This is a genomic window from Aurantimonas sp. 22II-16-19i (genome assembly GCF_002088275.1).
Classification (GTDB): Bacteria; Pseudomonadota; Alphaproteobacteria; order Rhizobiales; family Rhizobiaceae; genus Jiella.
In genome coordinates this window covers 1-20,515 of sequence record NZ_AQQS01000048.1, presented here as the reverse complement: position 1 = coordinate 20,515, position 20,515 = coordinate 1, and the positions used below count along the sequence as shown (strand labels likewise).

17 protein-coding genes, 1 tRNA gene and 1 pseudogene are annotated in these 20,515 nt (G+C 68.4%); 2 read left to right on the top strand and 17 right to left on the bottom strand.

Translation table 11 applies throughout. The features are described 5' to 3' along the window. Nucleotides 1-5: 5 nt before the first annotated feature. The 17 genes from scpA to ATO4_RS24525 form a co-directional block, all read right to left on the bottom strand. Nucleotides 6-2,171, bottom strand: coding sequence for a methylmalonyl-CoA mutase (gene scpA, locus ATO4_RS24605; protein WP_083594424.1), 2,166 nt, complete (start codon nucleotides 2,169-2,171; stop codon nucleotides 6-8). Continuing rightward, on the bottom strand, nucleotides 2,168-4,216 hold the full coding sequence (locus tag ATO4_RS24600; RefSeq protein WP_083594423.1) for an acetyl/propionyl/methylcrotonyl-CoA carboxylase subunit alpha: 2,049 nt from the start codon (nucleotides 4,214-4,216) through the stop codon (nucleotides 2,168-2,170). Before ATO4_RS24600 ends, scpA begins: the two co-directional genes overlap by 4 nt. A 149-nt stretch (nucleotides 4,217-4,365) precedes the next feature. Next, nucleotides 4,366-4,743: a hypothetical protein gene (locus tag ATO4_RS24595; protein WP_083594422.1), complete on the bottom strand. Its 378-nt coding sequence runs from the start codon at nucleotides 4,741-4,743 to the stop codon at nucleotides 4,366-4,368. Beyond that, nucleotides 4,743-5,021, bottom strand: coding sequence for a DUF2442 domain-containing protein (locus ATO4_RS24590; RefSeq protein ID WP_083594421.1), 279 nt, complete (start codon nucleotides 5,019-5,021; stop codon nucleotides 4,743-4,745). The genes ATO4_RS24595 and ATO4_RS24590 overlap by 1 nt, the downstream gene beginning before the upstream one ends. Continuing rightward, complete coding sequence (locus tag ATO4_RS24585) at nucleotides 5,002-5,238, bottom strand: DUF4160 domain-containing protein (RefSeq protein ID WP_083594420.1); 237 nt, start codon at nucleotides 5,236-5,238, stop codon at nucleotides 5,002-5,004. Before ATO4_RS24585 ends, ATO4_RS24590 begins: the two co-directional genes overlap by 20 nt. Nucleotides 5,239-5,305: 67 nt before the next feature. Further along, the gene (locus ATO4_RS24580) at nucleotides 5,306-5,872 is read right to left on the bottom strand and encodes an HXXEE domain-containing protein (protein WP_083594419.1); all 567 of its coding nucleotides are present in this window, start codon (nucleotides 5,870-5,872) and stop codon (nucleotides 5,306-5,308) included. Then, nucleotides 5,872-6,789 carry a glutathione-dependent disulfide-bond oxidoreductase gene (gene yghU / locus ATO4_RS24575; RefSeq protein ID WP_083594418.1) on the bottom strand — a complete coding sequence of 306 codons (918 nt, stop codon included), beginning with the start codon at nucleotides 6,787-6,789 and terminating at the stop codon, nucleotides 5,872-5,874. Before yghU ends, ATO4_RS24580 begins: the two co-directional genes overlap by 1 nt. A gap of 137 nt (nucleotides 6,790-6,926) precedes the next feature. After that, nucleotides 6,927-8,459, bottom strand: a complete 1,533-nt coding sequence (locus tag ATO4_RS24570) for an acyl-CoA carboxylase subunit beta (protein ID WP_083594417.1) — start codon at nucleotides 8,457-8,459, stop codon at nucleotides 6,927-6,929. Between the two features lie 185 nt (nucleotides 8,460-8,644). Then, nucleotides 8,645-9,529, bottom strand: a complete 885-nt coding sequence (locus tag ATO4_RS24565; protein ID WP_083594416.1) for an aldose 1-epimerase family protein — start codon at nucleotides 9,527-9,529, stop codon at nucleotides 8,645-8,647. A 336-nt stretch (nucleotides 9,530-9,865) separates the two neighbouring features. Next, nucleotides 9,866-9,941 (bottom strand) — tRNA-Ile (locus ATO4_RS24560). Nucleotides 9,942-10,135: 194 nt separating this feature from the next. Next, the gene (locus tag ATO4_RS24555) at nucleotides 10,136-10,969 is read right to left on the bottom strand and encodes an XdhC family protein (RefSeq protein ID WP_083594445.1); all 834 of its coding nucleotides are present in this window, start codon (nucleotides 10,967-10,969) and stop codon (nucleotides 10,136-10,138) included. Between the two features lie 17 nt (nucleotides 10,970-10,986). Beyond that, the gene (locus ATO4_RS24550) at nucleotides 10,987-12,171 is read right to left on the bottom strand and encodes a VWA domain-containing protein (RefSeq protein WP_083594415.1); all 1,185 of its coding nucleotides are present in this window, start codon (nucleotides 12,169-12,171) and stop codon (nucleotides 10,987-10,989) included. Further along, a complete protein-coding gene (locus ATO4_RS24545; RefSeq protein ID WP_245308915.1) occupies nucleotides 12,168-12,998 on the bottom strand; it encodes a MoxR family ATPase in 831 nt (276 codons plus the stop codon). The genes ATO4_RS24550 and ATO4_RS24545 overlap by 4 nt, the downstream gene beginning before the upstream one ends. A 122-nt stretch (nucleotides 12,999-13,120) precedes the next feature. Next, complete coding sequence (locus ATO4_RS24540; RefSeq protein ID WP_083594414.1) at nucleotides 13,121-15,544, bottom strand: aerobic carbon-monoxide dehydrogenase large subunit; 2,424 nt, start codon at nucleotides 15,542-15,544, stop codon at nucleotides 13,121-13,123. Continuing rightward, nucleotides 15,541-16,032, bottom strand: coding sequence for a (2Fe-2S)-binding protein (locus ATO4_RS24535; protein ID WP_083594413.1), 492 nt, complete (start codon nucleotides 16,030-16,032; stop codon nucleotides 15,541-15,543). Before ATO4_RS24535 ends, ATO4_RS24540 begins: the two co-directional genes overlap by 4 nt. Before the next feature lie 15 nt (nucleotides 16,033-16,047). After that, nucleotides 16,048-16,902, bottom strand: a complete 855-nt coding sequence (locus tag ATO4_RS24530; protein WP_083594412.1) for a xanthine dehydrogenase family protein subunit M — start codon at nucleotides 16,900-16,902, stop codon at nucleotides 16,048-16,050. A gap of 183 nt (nucleotides 16,903-17,085) precedes the next feature. Then, nucleotides 17,086-18,339, bottom strand: coding sequence for an MHYT domain-containing protein (locus ATO4_RS24525; protein WP_210191136.1), 1,254 nt, complete (start codon nucleotides 18,337-18,339; stop codon nucleotides 17,086-17,088). 586 nt (nucleotides 18,340-18,925) lie between these two features. On the opposite strand from ATO4_RS24525, the gene ATO4_RS24520 reads away from it, so the two are divergent. After that, the gene (locus ATO4_RS24520; RefSeq protein WP_083594411.1) at nucleotides 18,926-19,075 is read left to right on the top strand and encodes a DUF1127 domain-containing protein; all 150 of its coding nucleotides are present in this window, start codon (nucleotides 18,926-18,928) and stop codon (nucleotides 19,073-19,075) included. An 825-nt stretch (nucleotides 19,076-19,900) separates the two neighbouring features. Then, nucleotides 19,901-20,515: pseudogene (locus tag ATO4_RS28160) on the top strand (hypothetical protein); the annotation flags it as partial.

Sequence of the window (20,515 nt, the reverse complement as noted above, 5' to 3'; positions counted from 1 at the left end):
CGCCCTCAGGCCGGCATCGGGGCGCCCCGCCGGGTGTTGCGGCGGCGGCCCTCGAGGACGCCGAGAACCGCCATCGCGGCCTGAAGCACGTTGGTGCCGGGCCCGAAGATCTCGGCGACACCGGCCTCGGTGAGCGCCGCATAGTCTTCCGACGGGATGACGCCGCCGCAGATGACGTGGATGTCGGAGCGCTGCCGTTCGGCCAAAACGTCGATGAGTTCGGGCACCAGCGTCAGATGGCCGGCGGCATGGGAGGAGACGCCGACCAGGTCGACCTGCTTGTCGATGGCAAGGGCCGCCACCTCCTGCGGCGTCTCGAACAGCGGCCCGAGATGGACCTCGAAGCCGAGATCGGCAAAGGCGGTGGCGATCACCTTGGAGCCGCGGTCGTGGCCGTCCTGGCCGAGCTTTGCCACCAGGATCGAAGGCTTGCGGCCCTTCTTTCCGGCGTAGTCGGCGATGCGCTGGCGGATCGTCGCGAACTCCGGGTCGCCTTCATGGGCGGAGGCGAAGACGCCGGAGATCAGCGAGGTGGACGGCTGGTGCCGCCCGCCGAAGCCGTCCTCCATCGCCTGTGAGATCTCGCCGAGGGTGGCCCGGGCCCGGGCGGCCTCGACGGCGGCGGCCAGAAGGTTGCCCTCCTTGCCGGCAGCGCATTGGCGAAGCGCGGCGAGGGCGCTGTCGCAGGCCTCCTTGCTGCGGGTGCGGCGGACTTCCTCGAGCCTTGCGATCTGTGACTTGCGCACGGCCGCCGTGTCGATCCGGAGGATCTCCACCGGCGCCTCTTCCTCGAGCCGGAAGCGGTTGACGCCGACGACGACGTCCTCGCCCTTGTCGATGCGGGCCTGGCGCAGCGCCGCCGCCTCCTCGATGCGCCGCTTCGGCAGGCCTTCCGCGACGGCCTTGGTCATGCCGCCGGCCGCCTCGACCTCCTCGATCAGGGCGAAAGCCTTGTCGGCGAGGTCCTTCGTCAGGGCTTCGACATAGTAGGAGCCGCCGAGCGGATCGACGACATTGGTGACGCCGGTCTCGTGGGCGAGGATCAGCTGGGTGTTGCGGGCGACGCGAGCCGACGTCTCGCTCGGCAGCGCCATCGCCTCGTCGAAGGCGTTGGTGTGCAGCGACTGGGTGCCGCCGAGCACCGCCGACAGCGCCTCATAAGCGGTGCGCACGACGTTGTTCATCGGGTCCTGCTCCGTCAGCGAAACCCCCGAGGTCTGGCAATGGGTGCGCAGCATCTTCGAGCGCTCGTCGGCGGCGCCGAAGTCGGTCATGATCTTCGCCCACATCTGCCGGGCGGCCCGGAGCTTGGCGACTTCCATGAAGAAGTTCATGCCGATGCAGAAGAAGAAGGAGAGGCGCGGCGCGAAGGCGTCCACGGAAAGACCGCGGGCCATCGCGGCGCGGACATATTCCATGCCGTCCGCCAGCGTATAGGCGAGCTCCTGGGCGAGCGTCGCGCCGGCCTCCTGCATGTGGTAGCCGGAGATCGAGATCGAGTTGAACCGCGGCATCTCGCTGGCGGTGTAGCCGATGATGTCGGCGACGATGCGCATCGAGGGCGCGGGCGCATAGATGTAGGTGTTGCGGACCATGAACTCCTTCAGAATGTCGTTCTGAACGGTCCCGGTGAGCTTGCCCCTGTCGACGCCCTGTTCCTCGGCGGCGACGATGAACATGGCGAGGACCGGGATGATCGCGCCGTTCATCGTCATCGACACGCTCATTTCATCGAGCGGGATGCCGTCGAAGAGGATCTTCATGTCCTCCACGGTGTCGATGGCGACGCCCGCCTTGCCGACGTCGCCGGCGACCCGGGGATGGTCGGAATCATAGCCGCGATGGGTGGCGAGGTCGAAGGCGACCGAGAGGCCCTTCTGGCCGGCGGCGAGGTTCTTGCGGTAGAAGGCGTTGGATTCTTCGGCCGTCGAGAAGCCGGCATACTGGCGGATGGTCCAGGGCTGGCCGGCATACATCGTGGCGCGCGGCCCGCGGGTGAAGGGGGCGACGCCGGGGAGGGCGGTCGCTGCATCCTGCGGCAGATCGGCTGCCGTATAGACCGGTTTGATGGCGATGCCCTCGGCGGTCTGCCAGGTGAGATCCTCGACCTTTCGCCCCTTCAGTTCCCTGGTCGCGAGGTCCAGCCAGTCCCGCGGAAACGTCTCGCTCATGTCTCGAACTCCATGATCACCGCGTCGACGGCGAGGCTGTCGCCCGCCTTGACCGGAATGGATTTCACCGTCCCGCGGTTCTCGGCCTTGAGGACGTTTTCCATCTTCATCGCCTCGACGATGGCGAGCGTCTGGCCGGCCTCGACCTGTTCGCCCTCGGCAACCGCAATCTGGACGACGACGCCGGGCATCGGGCAGAGCAGGAGGTTCGACGTGTCGGGCGCCTCTTTCACCGGCATCAGCTCGGCGAGCCGCGCCAGATGCGGCTCGTAGACCTTGGCATTCACGTCGATGCCCTTCAACCGCAGCCGGAAGCCGCTGACGATCGGATCGACGCGCGGGGTCAGGGTCTCGCCGCCGAGGCGGATCATGGCGGTCTGCCGCCCCCGCTGCCAGTCCATCTCGACCGGGCCGAGATCGGCGCCGTCGACGCTGACGCCGGTCTCGCCGAGATCGACGGTCAGACGATGTTCGCCGATGAAGACGATGCGCCGTCCGCTTTCTTTGCTCAAAGCGAGGTTTTCGCCGAGGCTGGGTGCCTTGCTGGCGCTGCGGCGCTTCGAGGCCTTGGCGAGCAGCGCCGCCGCCGCGGCGAGCTTTGCCCGCATCGGGCCGTCCGCCTCGGTGCCGTCGAAGCCGTCCGGATATTCCTCGGCGATGAAGCCGGTGGAGATTTCGCCGGAGCGCCAGCGCGGATGCTGCATGATCGCCGAGACGAAGGGCACGTTGTGGCCGATGCCGTCGATGACGAAGCGGTCGAGCGCCTCGGCCATGGCGTCGGTCGCCGCCTCGCGCGTCTCGCCCCAGCTGCACAGCTTGGCGATCATCGGATCGTAGAACATCGAGATCTCCGAGCCCTCGGAGACGCCGGTGTCGTTGCGCAGGACCGGCGCGCCGCCGCCGATGGCGCGGCCGGAAGGTCCCGTGCCCGAGGCGGGCGAGCCCTCCAGCGGCCCTTCCTGCGGGGGAGAATAGCGCTTCAGCCGGCCGATCGAGGGCAGGAAGCCGCGATAGGGGTCTTCCGCATAGACGCGGCTCTCGATCGCCCAGCCGTCGATCGTCACGTCTTCCTGGGTGAAGGGCAGCCTCTCGGCGTTTGCGACGCGGATCATCTGCTCGACGAGATCGACGCCGGTGATCAGCTCGGTCACCGGATGCTCGACCTGCAGACGGGTGTTCATCTCCAGGAAGTAGAAGTTCCGGTTCTTGTCGACGATGAATTCGACCGTGCCGGCGCTCTCGTAGTCGACGGCCTTGGCCAGCGCCACCGACTGCTCACCCATGGCCTTGCGGGTTTCCGCGTCGAGGAAGGCGGAGGGCGCCTCCTCGACGACTTTCTGGTTGCGCCTCTGGATCGAGCATTCGCGCTCGTTGAGATAGACGCAATGGCCGAAACTGTCCGCCAGCACCTGGATCTCGATGTGGCGGGGCTCCTCGACGAATTTCTCGATGAAGATCCGGTCGTCGCCGAAGGAGCTCTTCGCCTCCGAGCGCGAGCGGTCGAAGCCATCGCGGGCTTCGGCATCGTTCCAGGCGATGCGCATGCCCTTGCCGCCGCCGCCGGCCGACGCCTTGATCATCACCGGATAGCCGACTTCCGCCGCGATCTTGGCGGCATGCGAAGCGTCCTCGATCAGCCCCATGTAGCCCGGCACGGTCGAGACGCCGGCTTCGGCGGCCAGCTTCTTCGAGGTGATCTTGTCGCCCATGGCGCGGATCGCCTTGGGCTTCGGGCCGATGAAGACGATACCGGCATTTTCGAGCTTTTCGCAGAAATCGGCGTTTTCGGAGAGGAAGCCGTAGCCGGGATGCACCGCCTCTGCGCCGGTTTCCTTGCAGGCTGCGATGATCCGATCACCGAGAAGATAGGACTGGTTCGCCTGGGGCGGGCCGATATGCACCGCCTCGTCGGCCATGCGCACATGCATCGCGTCCCGGTCGGCATCCGAATAGACCGCCACCGTGGCGATGCCCATGCGCCTGGCGGTCTTGATGACCCGGCAGGCGATCTCGCCGCGATTGGCGATGAGGATTTTCTTGAACAAGTCCCGTCTCTCTCCCTTGAGCCAGGGCCGGCGATGCCCCCGCATTGCATTCCTGTGTACGCATCCGCGTGCCGCGTCGCCATGTCCAGGCTCGCTCCCCCTGTCTGCGCCGGCCCCTCCAGCGGCTGGCTCACGGGGAATCATGCTGCCTAGACTTCCAGGACGTCCCCGAAGGCCTCCGGATAGCTCTTCCTTGCCACCTCCTCGTCGATCATCAACATGGCCTCGTAGGAAGCCGGATCGAACGGCTTTTCCGCCGGCACGATCTCGCGGTTGAACAGCCAGGAGATGCGGCCGGCGTCGAGATTGCCGCGCTCGAAGGGCTCGGGCCCGAACATGTGCCAGATGGCGTGCAGGAAGGCCGCGTCGGCGAGCTTTTCGGTCGGCGTGCGGTCGTTGAAGCGCTTGCGTTCGATGATCTTGGTCGCGCCCTTCGGGTTGGCACGGCGCACGGTGAACTGGAAACCGGTGCCCGGGAGCCCCGAGGGAAAGCCGCGATGCTTGGTCATGTCGGGGAGATTGGCCATCAGGCGGCGGCCTCCTTGGGGGGCGTGGCGCCGGGGGCTTTCGCTCCGCGCAGCATGCCCTTGATGCTCAAGTCTTCGTCGAGATCCGGCCAGTGGATGCCGGAATACATCAGTTCGATCGTGTTGCGCTCTGCCTGCGAGGCAGCGAGGAGGCGCGGGTACCACCAGAGCGGGGTCACGATCTCCCGCCCGTCCGCCAGCCGAACGTGAAGGCTCTCCTGATCGCACCAGGCGGCCCGCGGCGCCTCGGCATCCCTCTCATTCTCCGAATTGGTCATTCCAGACACCCAGCAGATGGACCTGCTGCTCCTTCGTCTTTTCGATCAGCGCCCGCAAGGCCTTGGAAGAATGGCCGTGATTGAATGCCACCGAGAGATCGTGCAGCCAAATCTTGCATTCAGCCCCGTCTTTGAAAACATGGACGTGCGCCGGTTCGATCGCGTCATAGCGATACCAGAAAAACCGATATCCACGCCATCGGAGAACCGTGGGCACCTGTTCGTCCTCCCGGAAGCGTGGAGCCAAGCACGTATTACCCGAGCTTTTCCGACTATCGTCGCCGTCACGCCAGACGCCTCCTTTTCATGACGACATAGGCGATGATCCCCGCATGGATGGCGATCGCCACCGCCAGGCCGACGACGTGGTGGCCAGCACCGACGCCGGGCTCGGCGCCGACGACCACAGCCCCCGCAATGCCGACCGGCAGGAACAGGACGACGGCCGTCGCAAGGCCGGGATTGTAGGCCCGCAGCCGGAGCGCCTGGCCGATATGGGCAAGCGCGTTGACGAGGGTGAGGTAGACGCCGATGAGGCCCCAGCCGATGCCGACGCCGACGGCGAGCCAGATCGAGACGAGGTTGACGCCCCAGACGCCGGGAATGTTGATGACGAAGACCGCGACGTCGTCGAGGACGATCTTGCCCTTGCCGATCATGGCGTTGATGGCCGCCGCGAAGCGGCCATCGTCGTGTTCCTCGTACTGGTGGACCATGTAGACGGGCAGCTGCAGGAAGACCAGCGTCAGCGCCGCCGGCCATGTCGCCGCGATGATCGGCGTCAGCGCGAGGATCAGAAGCCCCGCCAGGAATCCGCCATAGACCCAGTGTGCCACCAGACGGGAGACCATCAGCCGGCGTCCCCGATCTTGTCCTGCGTCTTCGTGTCGAAGTCGGACGCGTCGTGGCGCTCGTGCAACTGGGTCGAGGGATCGCCGGTCACCGAATTGACCATCGAGCCGCGCCGTGCGCCCTTGCGCTCGCCGATCTGCTTTCGCCAGCGCTGGACGTTGGCATAGTCGTCGACGGACAGGAAGGTGCCGGCGTCGTCATAGGCGTCATGGGCGGCAATGCGGCCATACCAGGGCCAGATCGCCATGTCCGCGATCGAATACTCGCTGCCGGCGATGTACTCGTTGTCCTTGAGCTGCCTGTCGAGCACGTCGAGCTGGCGCTTCACCTCCATGGCGTAGCGGTCGATGGCGTATTGGATCTTCATCGGCGCATAGGCATAGAAATGGCCGAAGCCGCCGCCGAGGAAGGGTGCCGAGCCCATCTGCCAGAACAGCCAGTTCATCACCTCGGCGCGGGCTCGCGCATCGGTCGGCAGGAAGGCGCCGAACTTGTCGGCGAGATAGGTCAGGATCGAGCCGGATTCGAACAGTCGGATCGGCGCTCCGCCGTCCTTCGGCGCGTGGTCCATCATCGCCGGGATCTTCGAGTTCGGATTGACCGAGACGAAGCCGGAGCCGAACTGGTCGCCCTTGTTGATGCGGATCAGCCAGGCGTCGTACTCGGCCTCGGTGTAGCCGGCGTCGAGCAGCTCCTCCAGCATGATCGTCACCTTGACGCCGTTGGGCGTGCCCAGGGAATAGAGCTGCAGCGGATGCTGGCCGACCGGCAGGTCCTTGTCGTACTGGGCGCCCGCCGTCGGCTTGTTGATCGAGGCGAAGGCCCCGCCGGATTCGGTGTCCGGCTGCCAGATCTTCGGCGGGACGTAGCCGGCGGGCAGGTTGTTCTCGGGCGGGAACTTGTTGTCGTCGCTCATGGTGTCGAGCCTTCTGTCGAGAGAATTCCGGATCGGCGCAATGCGCCGCGGATACGAACATAACGAGCGTTTCCCCGGCGGCGAGCCGCGACGGACCGTTCGCGATCGGCGCCATCGCTGCCGCCCCGCCGCCGGCCTCAGAGGGGGATGTTGTCGTGCTTGCGCAGCGGTGCCGACACCGTCTTCGTCTTCAGCATCTCGAAGGCCCGGATCACCCGGCGCCGCGTCGAATGCGGCAGGATCACCTCGTCGATGAAGCCGCGCTGCGCCGCGATGAAGGGATTGGCGAAGCGGTCCTCGTACTCCTTGGTATGCTGGGCCAGCCGCTCCGCGTCGCCGGCGTCCTTGCGATGGATGATCTCGGCGGCGCCCTTCGCCCCCATCACGGCGATCTGGGCGCTCGGCCAGGCATAGTTGACGTCGGCGCGGATGTGCTTCGACGACATCACGTCATAGGCGCCGCCATAGGCCTTGCGGGTGATGACGGTGACCTTCGGGACAGTTGCCTCGGCATAAGCGAAGAGCAGCTTCGCCCCGTGCTTGATGATGCCGCCGAGCTCCTGGGTGACGCCGGGCAGGAAGCCCGGCACGTCGACGAAGGTGAGGATCGGGATGTTGAAGGCGTCGCAAAAGCGCACGAAGCGGGCGGCCTTGCGCGCCGCGTCGATGTCGAGGCAGCCGGCGAGCACCATCGGCTGGTTGGCGACGACGCCGACGCTCGTCCCATTGAGGCGAATGAAGGCGGTGATGATGTTGCCCGCGAACTCCTTCTGAATCTCGAAGACGTCGCCCTCGTCGGCCACCTTCTCGATCAGTTCACCCATGTCGTAGGGCTTGTTGGGATTGTCCGGGATCAGCGTGTCGAGGGACGCCTCGATGCGGGCCGGATCGTCGAGGGTCTCGTAGACCGGCGGCTTCTCGCGGGAGGAGAGCGGCAGGAAGGAGAACAGCCGGCGCATCTCGGCGAGCGCCTCGACGTCGTTCTCGAAGGCACCGTCGGCGACCGAACTCTTCTTCGAATGAGTGCCGGCGCCGCCCAGCTCTTCGGCCGTCACCACCTCGCCGGTGACGGTCTTCACCACGTCCGGCCCGGTGACGAACATGTAGGAGGTGTCGCGGACCATGTAGACGAAGTCGGTCATGGCCGGGGAATAGACCGCGCCGCCGGCGCAGGGGCCCATGATGACGGAGATCTGCGGGATGACGCCCGAGGCCTGGACGTTGCGCCAGAACACCTCGGCATAGCCGCCGAGCGAGGCGACGCCCTCCTGGATGCGCGCCCCGCCGGAATCGTTGAGGCCGATCAGCGGCACGCCGTTCTGGACGGCGAGGTCCATGATCTTGCAGATCTTCTCGGCGTGGGTCTCGGACAGGGAGCCGCCGAAGACGGTGAAGTCCTGGGAGAAGACGTAAGTCGGGCGGCCCTCGATCGTACCCCAGCCGGTGACGACGCCGTCGCCGGGGATCTGCTGCTCCGCCATGCCGAAGTCGGTGCAGCGATGCGTCTTGAAGGTGTCGTATTCCTCGAAGGAGCCGGGATCGAGGAGGGCGTCGATGCGCTCTCTTGCCGTCAGCTTGCCCTTGGCATGCTGGGCGGCGATGCGCTTCTCGCCGCCGCCGAGGCGGGCCTCCTCCCGCCGTCCTTCCAGTTGCTGGATGATGTCGAGCATCGCTGTTTCCCCCTCTCGCTGTCGGTCTCTCCGGGCAAGGCCGGTAAGCCGGATGCCCGGGCCAGACCTTTTCGGACCGCCGTAAATGACGGGCGGTGGTTCGAAGTCCAGAATCGGCCGAACCCGCATGTCCCATGGATAGCCGAGGCCGGGGGATTTTGGCAGGGGCGCGAGCCTGCCGGCCGTCATGGCGCCTCGATGGCGACGCTCCAGGTGAAGTCCCTGGATTCGCCCGGTGCGAGCACGAGGATGCCGGGCTTTTCCAGGAACTCGCCGTCCCAGTCGACGGAGCTCGCCATGCCGTACCAGGGCTCGATGCAGAGAAACGGCGCCGTCGTCGGCTTCGACCAGATGCCGAGATCCTTGTAGCCTTCCCATGCGACGGTGAGGGCGCGCACCATCCGTCCGTCCGCATCGTGGCCGCTGTATCGGAGGCTACGGCTCGCCACATCCGGCATCACCATCGCGTCGCGCTGGAACAGCGTTTCCGAGAGAGCCAGCCGCCGCCCGTCGAAGGGCAGGGGCACCGGCGCGGCGAGGAGGCCGCCGACGACCGAGCGCAGCTGGCCGCGCTCCTGCGTCTCGAAGGTGATCACGTGGTCGGATTTGGCGAGACCGTCGGCGAGCGGCCAGCGAAAGCCCGGATGGGCGCCGACGCCGCAGGGCAGCGCTCGCTCGCCCGGATTGGTCACCCGCGTCGTGACGCTCAGGCCGCGCTCCGAGGCGGCATAGACGAGGTCGAGGATGAAGGGGAACGGGTAGGAGAGGCGTGTCTCGGCATCGTCGGTGAGGCGAAGCGCGGCGCGTTCGGCGCTCCGCTCGGTCCAGGTGAATATCCGGTCGCGGGCAAAGCCGTGCTGGCCGAGAGAATAGTCCCGGCCGTCATGGCGCAGGATGTCGCCGCTCAGCCGGCCGACGATCGGAAACAGCACCGGCGCATGGCGCGGCCACTCCGGCCCCGCCTGCCAGAGGAGCTCCTCGCCGGCGCCGTCGCGCAGGCTGACCAGCTCGGCCCCCTGGCTGCTCACCGCGGCGCTGATGCCCGCCGCGCCGATCGCATGCGTGTCCATTCGTCAAACCTTCCAGCCGAGTCCCTTCGGGCCGCGCCGGCCGCGCCGACACCGTGAAGCCCTCTGCGAGAGCATAGCATCGGATCGACGGACGTGGCACGGGGATCATGAGCGACGACGACGCCGGATCCGCATCGGGACGACGCCGACGCCGCGGACGTCCTGCGGCCGAGGCAACCATGCCGGACTGGCGATGGCCCGGCCCGGTGCAGTCTATTGGCAGGCGAGGGGCCAGAGGGCGCGGCCGTGGGGGGCTGCGTCTCGCGCGCGGATCGAGCGTGCGTGGATCGAGCCTGAGTGGATCGAGCGTGCGGGGATGGTGCTTCGCGTTCGAGATGGTAGGCCCGGAGGGACTCGAACCCCCAACCAAGCGGTTATGAGCCGCCGGCTCTAACCATTGAGCTACAGGCCCGCCGCAAGTCCGCCCGGCCCGCACGACGGGATGTCGTGGGGGAGGGCGACCTCGAAATGGCGACACGGCATCGATAGCCGCTATCGCGGCGATTTTCCAGAGGAAAGCACTGGCGCCGGCGGCTCGTGCCTCTGAGTGCGCCAGTTGCTGCATCGGATCACCCGGCTCACTCTCGCAGTCGACGGCGGGGCATGTCACGCCCGGCCCGACTCGCGTTGACGGCCGCGCCGGAGGGCGACGATATCGGCGAGGATCGACAGGGCGATCTCGTGCGGAGTGATCGCCGCGATGTCGAGACCGGCCGGCGCCTTGACGTCGGCAAGAGCGCTTTCCGGTAGGCCGCCCGCAGTGAGGCGCTCGCGCAGCGCGGCGAACTTGCGGCGGCTGCCGACGAAGGCGATATGCGCCGCCCCGGCCAGCACCGCGGCGCGAAGGGCGGCCTCGTCGCCCTTGCCCTGCGTCGCCACGACGACGTAGCGCTCCGCCCCGGCGGTGCCGACGCCCCCGCCACCGTCCGGTTCGAAACCGTCGACCAGCCGCTCGACCAGGGGCGTGCGTTCGGCAGCAAGGCCCGGTGCGCAGAGGGTGCGGGTGAAGCCGAGGCAGGCGGACAATTCGCAGAGCGCCAGCGCCACCGGGCTCTCGCCGCAGATCACCAGTTCCGGCGGCGGCGTCACCGGCTCGACGAAGACGTCCATCGAGCCCTTCGACGGACAGCGGCTGCGGGCGAAGCGAACCCCCGCGCGCTCGGTGCCGTGGGTTGCGCCTTCGGCCTCGAGCAGTTCTTCGGGGCGCAGGCTGACGAAGCGCGGCCGGCCGTCGCCGAGCGCCTCGATCGCGGCCTTTACCACCGCGCCGCGGGCGCAACCGCCGCCGATCCAGCCTGCCTCGATGGTGCCGTCCGCCAGGATCAGCGCCTTGGCGCCGGGTTTCGCCGAGGTCGCGTCGACGGTGCGTACCACCGTGGCGATGGCGAAGGACCGGCCGGCGCGGCGCAGCGCGGCAATGCGCTCGTCGAAGCTCGGCATGAACGAAGCCGCCATGGTCATAGCCGCGCAAACTCCGGTTCGAGGGCCGCCAGGCAGGCGAGGGTGTTGGCCGGGGCGAAGAGATCCAGATACGGCCGTGCCGCCGCCATGCCGCGGGCGATCGGCTCGTAGCCCTTCCAGCCGGCCAGCGGATTGAGCCAGACGATGCGGCAGCCGCGTGTCTTCAGTCGCGCAAGGGCCGAGGCGATGCGTTCGGGCGGATCGGTGTCGTAGCCGTCCGACAGGATGACGACGACGCTGCGGCCGGTGACGAAGCTGCGGGCATAGGTGCGGGCGAAGCGGTCGAGATTGGAGCCGATCCTCGAGCCGCCGCCGAAGTCATCGGCGAGGAGGGTGAGGCGGTTCATGGCGCGAAGCGGGTCGTCGTCGCGCAGCGCCTCGGTGATGCGCACGAGCCGCGTGTGGAAGAGATAGGCGTCGGCGGTGGCGTCGGCGCGGATCAGCCCGGCGACGAAGGCGAGGAACACCCTTGCATAGACCGTCATCGAGCCCGAGACGTCGCACAGCACCGTCAGCCGGACGGCGCGCTCCGGCCGCCGCCGGCGGGGAAGCCGGAGAGGCTCGCCGCCGGTGGCGATGCTCGCCCTGACGACGCGCCTGAAGTCGATCGTCTCGCCCCTGCGGGCGGCCCGCCTGCGGCGCGAACGGCGGCCGCGGATCGCGGCGGCAAGCCGGTGTGCCACCTTCTCGGCTTCGGCGATGTCGGCGGGATCGACCAGTTCGCGCAGGTCCCTGGTCATCAGGTTGCGGGCGGTGGTCGCGACCAGCCGGCCGGTGCCGCCGGCAGACGCGTCGTTGCCGCCGTCGTCGTCGGGGGCGTGGATGCGGCCGCCGCCGGCCTTCGGTCCGTCCTCTGCCGTCAGCGACGAGCGGGAATGGCGGGGTTTCCCTTCGGCACCCTCGCGCATGATCTTCTGGCGCACGCGGCCGGCGTTCAGCCAGTAGGCGTCGAACAGCGCGTCGAACCGCGCGGCGTCGTCGGCGGTGCCGGCGCAGACCGCCTTCAGCGCCAGCCGCGCCTCGCGCGGATCGGCAGCCGCCACGACCGACAGCGCCTGCATCGCCGTCGCCGTCTCGTGGACGCCGAGCCGCAGGCCGTTCTGCCGCAGATGCGCCATGAAGCCGACGAGCCGCGCCGCCGGGCCGGGATCGCGGGCGGCGAAGCGGGTGACCCGGCTCATCCCGCCGTCCCCGCCAGCCGCTCGGCGACGGCGGGGGGCACCGCGGCGCGGTCGCCTTGCGTCTTCAGGAGGGTGGCGAGCGTCGCCTGGAGCACCACCGGATCGGCGGCAAGATCGGCGACGCCGAGGCCGACCAGCGCCGCGGCGAAGTCCAGCATCTCGGCGACGCCCGGGGTCTTTTCGAGTTCTTCCTTGCGGAGCGCCTGGACGAAGCCGACGATCTGCCTCGCCAGCCGCGGCTCGGCCTCGGGGCAGCGCGCGGCGAGGATCGCCAATTCCGCCTCGCGGCCCGGATAGTCGACATGGGCATAGATGCAGCGCCGGCGAAGCGCGTCGGACAGGTCCCGGGTGCCGTTCGAGGTGAGGATGACGTGGGGGATCGAGCGGGCGGCGATGGTGCCGAGCTCCGGCACGGTGATCTGAAAGTCCGACAAGACCTCCAGGAGATAGGCCTCGAATTCCTCGTCCGCCCGGTCGATCTCGTCGATCAGGAGGACCGGCGGGGTGTCCTGCCGGATCGCCTCGAGCAGGGGACGCTGCAGCAGGAACTCTTCCGAAAAGATCCGGCTTTCGACGGAGCGACCGGTCTCGCCGCCCTCCGCCGCAGCGCGGATCGCCAGCAGCTGGCGCTGGTAGTTCCACTCGTAGATGGCGTTCGCGGCGTCGAGGCCCTCGTAGCATTGCAGCCGGATCAGGCGGGTGTCCTTCACCAGCGCCAGGGTGCGCGCCACCTCGGTCTTGCCGACGCCGGCCGCGCCCTCGACGAGCAGCGGGCGAGAGAGCGTCAGGGCGATGTGGAGCGCCATCGTCAGCTCGGGCGAGGCGATGTAGCCCTTGGCCGCAAAGCTCTCGCCGAGGCTCGCCCAGTCGCTTGCCGCCGGCCGAGCCTCCGGCGGGACGGTTCCCGCCGTCCCGTCCGCTCGTGCCGCCGTTCCTGTCCTCGTCCCCGTCACCCGTTGAGCCCGAGGTCGCGGGCGATCTTCCAGACCCGCCAGTGATCGTGGGGCATGTGGGCCTGCCGGAGCCCGAACGGCCGGAAGGCGTCGTGCACCGCATTGGAGAAGGCCGGGACGCCGCCGACATTGGGGCTCTCGCCAACCCCCTTGGCGCCGATCGGATGGTGCGGGCTGGGGGTCTCGGTGAAGTCGGTGGTGTAGTGCGGCGTCTCGAAGGAGGTCGGCAGGAAGAAGTCCATCAGCGTCGCGGTCTTGACGTTGCCGATCTCGTCATAAGCGATCTCCTGGGCCATGGCGATCGCATAGGCCTCGGTCAGCCCGCCATGCACCTGTCCCTCGATGATCATCGGGTTGATCCGCGTGCCGCAGTCGTCGAGGGCGTAGAACTGGCGGATCTCGTGGCCGCCGGTGTCGACGTCGAGCTCCATGACGCAGACATAGGCGCCGAAGGGATAGGTCATGTTGGGCGGATCGTAGTAGCTGACCGCCTCCAGCCCCGGCTCGACCCCGGGGATCGCCTGGTTGTAGGAGGCGTAGGCGATCTCCTTCATGGTCTTGAAGCGCTCCGGCGCACCCTTGACGACGAAACGGTCGACATCCCATACGAGGTCGCCGTCATGGACCTCGAGCAGATAGGCGGCGATCATCTGCGCCTTGGCGCGGATCTTGCGGCCGGCCATGGCGGCGGCGGCGCCGGCCACCGGCGTCGAGCGCGACCCGTAGGTGCCGAGCCCATAGGGTGCCGTATCGGTGTCGCCTTCCTCGATGGTGATCGAATCCGCCGAGAGGCCGATCTCGCTGGCGAGAATCTGGGCGAAGGTGGTGGCATGGCCCTGGCCCTGGCTGATCGTGCCGAGCCGCGCCACCGCCGAGCCGGTCGGGTGGATGCGGATCTCGCAACTGTCGAACATGCCCATGCCGAGGATGTCGCAGTTCTTCACCGGGCCGGCGCCGACGATCTCGGTGAAGTGGGTGAGGCCGATGCCGATCAGCTTGCGGGTCTCGCCGCGCCTGAACGCTTCGACCCGTTCGGCCTGCTCGCGCCGCAGATCCTCGTAGCCGATGGCCGCGAGAGCCTTGTTCCAGGCGGTGTGGTAGTCGCCGGAATCGTATTCCCAGCCGAGCGCGGACATGTAGGGGAACTGCTCCTTGCGGATGAAGTTCTTTGCCCTCAGCTCGGCGGCGTCCATGCCGAGCTCGATCGCCAGCACCTCGATCATCCGCTCGATGAAATAAGCCGCCTCGGTCACCCGGAAGGAACAGCGATAGGCGACGCCGCCCGGGGCCTTGTTGGTGTAGACGCCGTCGACGCCGACATGGGCGACCGGGATGTCGTAGGAGCCGGTCATGATGTGGAAGAAGCCGGCGGGAAACTTCGTCGGATCGGCGCAGGCATCGAAGGCGCCGTGGTCGGCGGTGACGTGGCAGGCAAGGCCGGTGATCCTGCCCTCCTTCGTCGCCGAGATGCGACCCTTCATCCAGTAGTCGCGGGCAAAGGCGGTGGCCGTCAGGTTTTCCATCCGGTCCTCGATCCATTTCACCGGCTTGCCGGTGACGATGGAGGCGACGATGGAGCAGACATAGCCGGGATAGACGCCGACCTTGTTGCCGAAGCCGCCGCCGATATCCGGCGAGACGACGCGGATCTTGTGCTCCTCGATGCCGGAGAGCAGCGAGGCGACGGTGCGCACCACATGCGGCGCCTGGAAGGTGCCGTAGACCGTCAGCTTGCCGTTGACCGCGTCCATCGAGGCGACGCAGCCGCAGGTCTCGAGCGGGCAGGGATGGGTGCGGTGATAGTAGATCATCTCCTCGGCGACGACCTCGGCCGACGCGATGACCTCCTCTGTAGCTTGCCTGTCGCCGGCCTCCCACAGGAAGATGTGGTTGTGGTGCCGCCGCTCGCCGTGGGCACCCGAGGTCTGGCCTTCCAGATCCTCGCGCAGCACCGGCGCGCCGGGCTCGAGCGCCTTGAACGGGTCGGTGACGACGGGAAGCTCCTCGTAGTCGACGACCACGAGTTCGGCGGCGTCCGCCGCGACGTAGCGGTCGTTGGCGACGACGAAGGCCACCTCCTGGCCCTGGAACAGCACCTTGCCGTCGGCGAGCACCATCTGCTTGTCGCCGGCGAGCGTCGGCATCCAGTGGAGGTTGAGCGGCGCGAGATCTTCCGCCGTCAGCACCGCCACAACGCCGGGTAGGGCGAGGGCCGCGCTCTTGTCGACGGATTTCACCCGGGCGTGGGCATAAGGCGAGCGGACGAAATCGCCGTAGAGCATGCCGGGCAGCTTGATGTCGTCGACATAGTTGCCCTTGCCCTGGGTGAAGCGGACGTCCTCGACGCGCTTTCTGGAACAGCCGAGGCCCTTGAGGTTCTGGGCCCGCTCTTCGCGGCTGATCGGTGCCATCTCGTTCATTCGGCGGCTTCCTTGAGGGTGTTCATCTCGGTGGCGGCGGCGAGAATGGCCTTGACGATGTTCTGGTAGCCGGTGCAGCGGCAGAGATTGCCGGCCATGCCCATGCGGACCTCCGCCTCGGTCGGCGAGGGGTTTTCCTGCAGGAGCCGGAAGGCCCGGGTGATCATGCCCGGCGTGCAGAAGCCGCACTGCAGGCCGTGATGCTCGCGAAACGCCTCCTGCAACGGATGCAGGGCGCCCGGCGTGCCGAGACCCTCGATGGTGGTGATCGCGGCGCCGTCCGCCTGCGCGGCGAAGACGGTGCAGGATTTCACCGAGCGGCCGTTCATGTCGATGGTGCAGGCCCCGCAATGGGAGGTCTCGCAGCCGATATGCGGCCCGGTCAGGCCGAGCCTCTCGCGCAGCACGTGGATCAGGAGTTCGCGCGGTTCGGCGAGCACGTCATGGGCTTCGCCATTGACGGTCAGCGTCAGTTGCATCTTCTTCATGGGACGGATTTCCTCTCAGGCCCTTGACCAGGCGCGCGCGATGGCGCGGCGAAGGATGACGCCGGCGACGTGGCGCTTGAACTCGACCGGGCCGCGATTGTCGGCGGTCGGCGCGATGTCGGCGAGCATGGCGGCCACGGCGGCGTCGATGTCGGTCGGCCCGCAGGACGTGCCGGCGAGGGCGTCGCCTGCGGCCAGCGACCAGACCGGGACGTCGGAGAGGTTGGTCATGGCCACCGAGGCCCGGCTGCAGACCATTCCGTCCCTGACGAGGAGAACGGCGGCCGCCGCCGTCGCATAGTCGCCGATCTTGCGCTTCTGCTTCTCGTAGGCATGGCCGCCGCCGGTCGCCTCGAAGCTCACGGCGGTGAGGATCTCGCCGTCATCGCGCAAGGTGACATAGGCGCCCTGGTAGAACTCCCGTGCCTTCACCGTGCGCTCGCCATCCGGCCCGGCGAGGCTGAAGCTCGCATCGAGACACTGCATCAGCGCCGGCATGTCGTTGCCCGGATCGCCGTTGGCCACGTTGCCGCCGATGGTGCCGACGTATCGCACCTGCGGATCGGCGATCTGCAGGGCCGTCTCGCGCAGGATCGGCGCCGCGTGGGCGAGGCCGTCATGGGCGATCAGCTCGGCCTGCGTCGTCATGGCGCCGATCCGCACGGTGCTCCCGTCGATCGAGATGCCCTTGAGGGCGGCGATGGCCTGCAGGTCGATGAGATGCGGGATCTCCGCCATGCGCAGCTTCATCATCGGGATGAGGCTGTGGCCGCCGGCAACGACGCGTGCGTCGTCGCCATATTCGCGAAGCACCGCGATGGCGGCGGCGAGGTCAGGCGGGCGATGGTAGTCGAAGGCTGCTGGGATCATCTCGGTTCCTCCCCTCGATGGCGGACGTCTGACGCGTCTTCCAGGGGAGTATGACCGAGCTTCGAGAAGCCGCGCGCCGCCGCTAACGAGGCGCGGGATCGATTTCACCAGCTGCGAAATCGCTGCACGAAATGCGAACCGCCGAGACGGTTTCGAGACGCCACCAGGCGCCTCTCAACGACCCTAGACGCCGAGGGCGTCGCGCACCGCGGGAAGTCGCGAGCGGCTGACCGTCACCTTGCCGAGCGAGACCGTCTTCTCGAAGAAGCAGATGCCGTTGTCCTTGTGCCGCTCGAAGCCGGTGACATGGCTGACATTGATCAGGTAGCTGCGATGGGCCCGCACGAAGCCGGGATCTGCGAGCCTCGCCTCGGCCTCGGAGATCGACCAGGGGCAGAACAGCTCCTGGCCGCCGACATAGAGGATCGTGTAGTGGCCCTCGGCGCGCAGGGCCGCGACCTTCGCGCGCTCGACGAAGATGGTGCGGCCGTCCTTTTCGTAGGGGATGAGGGAAGGCGAGCCCTGCCGCGGCCCGGGCGGGCGGGCGGGCTCTGCCATCGCCGCCGCTTCCGGATGGTGCGCGGAGACGGGAGGCGCGGCGAGCGGGGAGGCCGTGCCTTCGGGCGATGGCCCGGACAGGGCGGCCGGTGACTGGGGCAGCTTTGCCGATGCCGCGGCGACCGATCGAACGTCTGGCGCGCCGCGCGCTTCCTCGCCTGCCGCGGCGCCGCCGGAGGGCAGGAAGGTCACGCCGGTGAGCAGGAACGCGCCGCAGATGACGAAGGCCGCGAGGGTGACCACCATCGCCAGCGTGGCATTGTCGAGCAGGGGCCCTTCCGGCGAGCCCGAGGCGTCCGGCAGGAAGCCGGTGCCGCCCATGGCGATGAAGTGGACGGCAAAGACCGAAAGCCCCAGGCAGAGCGTGCCGAAGAAGACGTTGCGGCGGCTGCGGGCGCCGTAGATGACATGGAACGAGACGATGCCGAGGCCGATCGATGCGCCCCAGGCCAGCGTGAAGCCGACGGGCGAATAGACCGGCCGGCACAGCTGCATGCCGGACATGCCGAGATAGTGCATGGCGGCGATCCCGAGGCCGACGATCGCCCCCGCGGCCGTGATGCCGCGCGGCGTGCGGGCGCGAAAATGCATCAGCAGCAGCGCGATCCCGACCATGAGGATCGCGACGAGCGCGGAGATCAGTGTCGTCAGTGCGTCGTAATAGAACAGCACCGGGAGTTCGAGCCCGAGCATGGCGACGAAGTGCATCGACCAGATGCCGCCGCCCAGCGCGATGGCCGCCATGGCGACGCTCAGCTTGCGCTGCGCACCGGGCAACGCGTTGATGCCATAGGTGAGGGAGAGGCCGGTGAAGCTCCCCATCAGCGAGACCGCCAGCGAGGCGATCACCAACGCAAGGACGTAGGACTGCTCGAGCACGTGTTGTCGCCGCCTCCCGTCAGCATTCGGCCGGACGTTCGGGGCGCAGCGTCTTGCGGCCATGTCCTCCTCGACACGCCCGGCCGGCTCCCATGCCCAGTCGAGAACCATTCTAGCAGATTGCGCGGGACTTGAACCAGCAGTCTCGACACCCGCACGAGGCCCGGAGCCGCGCCGCCGGCGTGAGAGGCAAGGGGACGGCGCCAGGTCTTGGGACGCCCAGTCCGAACGGCGCCGACGAGCGGGCCCGGATGTCGGAAGCTGCGGCATTGTGGAAGCCGCAGGGCACCCCGCGCCGGGCCAGCGACGGCGGCTGGAACCGCCGAATCGCACGGGCATGACCGTGTTACGATTTGATGAACGGGTTCTTGCCGGCGCCATGCACGGACTGCACGACTGATGTGCAGTTTGCTGCTCTAGTTTTGAGCATTGCTGCCGAATATATGAGCGTCACGAGGTCGAGACATCCCCCGCCGAGGCGGCCGATGGTTCAGCCTCCGAACCGTTAAACAACCGAAAAGCTTCCCATTCAAGCACCGGGGCCCGTACGGGGCGGCCGTGCTTCTTGGCGTCGAGGAGTAGTGCCATGTTCCGGAATTTCGCAGATCGCATCAAATCCCTGCGCAGCGTCCGCAGCGACATCCGTCAGCTGCAGATGATGGGCGACCGTGAGCTCGCCGACATCGGCGTGATGCGCGCCGACATCGAGCGCGCCGTGCGTTTCGGCCGCCGCTGAGCGGTTCCCTGCCGGCCCGGGCCGGCGGCGGACAGAGTAGTAGAATGCCATCGCGGGCATTCGTCCAAAGAGCGCCTGCCCCTCGGGGGCGGGCGCTTTTTCGTTTGGGGCTTGCCCGGGATGCGGTGCCCGGGCGACGATTCCTCGCGCGGCGGGGGGCGAATGATCCCGACGCGTCCTTCGCGTGTCCTCGAAGACACGGGAAGCAGCAGGCGCACCGCCCTTCAGGGTCGCTGGTTCTGCCCGCGGCTGGGGCTGTCGAAGTCGAATTCCCCGAGTAGCCGCTTCATCTCCTCCTCGAGGCTGATCTCCTGCCGCGATCGGCCGGAATCCTCTCCCCGCGCGGTGGCTTCTCCTCGCGCGGTGGCGGAATCGACCACCGGGGCCACGTTCGATGGCGTGTCGGCAGAAGCGGCGGCAGGAGCCGGCTCGGCGGCGGGCGCGACGACCGGGGCCGGGCGAGCGGCTGGCGCGGCCCCGGGCCTGGCGGGAGGCGGCGCGCTGGCCGCCGGCTGCTGGGCCGGCTTGGGGGGCTGAGGAGGCTGCGGCTGTGCGTCCACGGCCGCTCGCGGCTGCGCGGGTGCGACAGCCGGCGTTGCGGCGCCTGGTTTTGCTGCGGCCGGTGTTGCTGCGGCCGGCGATACGGAGCGGGGCGGCGCGGCGCGCGGTGCGGCAGACTCGTCCCGGGCGATCGGACGACCAGCCGGTTCCGGCCGCTGCATGGGCCGTGCCGGGCCGGATGGCGCTGCGGCCGGCGCGGCCGGGGTGGGCACCGGCAAGGCGGGCGCCGGGAAAGTGGGCGCCGGGGAAGTGGGTGCAGGCGAATTGGACACTGCCGAGACGGGCGGCGGCGAAGCGGGGGACGACGAAGTTGGGGACGGCGAAGCGGGGGACGGCGACGCCGGCGTGGGCCCGCGGGGCTCGGTTTTCGGCTCCGCAGGCCGCTCTTCCATCACCGGCGCCGCGGGCGCCTGCGGCGTCGCTGCCTGTTCGGCCTGTTCGGCGCTGGCTTCGGCGGCCAATTCGGCGCTCAGCTCCGAGGACAGGAATTCCTCCAGGCTGCGGTCCAGCGCGGCGGTTTCGTCGTCGGCATCGGCAGCGGCCGATGCCGGCGGCGTGCGCGGCTCCGCTGGGCCCGGCGTGGCGGGACTGGCGCTCCCCGGTTCCGCATTCGGCTGCCGCAGGGAATCGATCCGGCTGTATCGACGGTTCTGGATGGCGCTGGCAAAACTGCGTACGGACAGAGGCCGCACGTCCTCGCCGGCTTCGATCCGCGGCGCGGCGGCGGCCCGGTTCGTGATGTCTTCCCCGGCCTTGTCGTTCGTCGCGGCAGCAGGCCGCGGAATTGCAGGCGCCGGTGGCTCGCGCCTTGCCGCCGGCCTGGCCGCTTCCGGTCCATCGGCGGGGCGTTGGGGGTGGCTGGGGGCGGGGCTTCGGGCG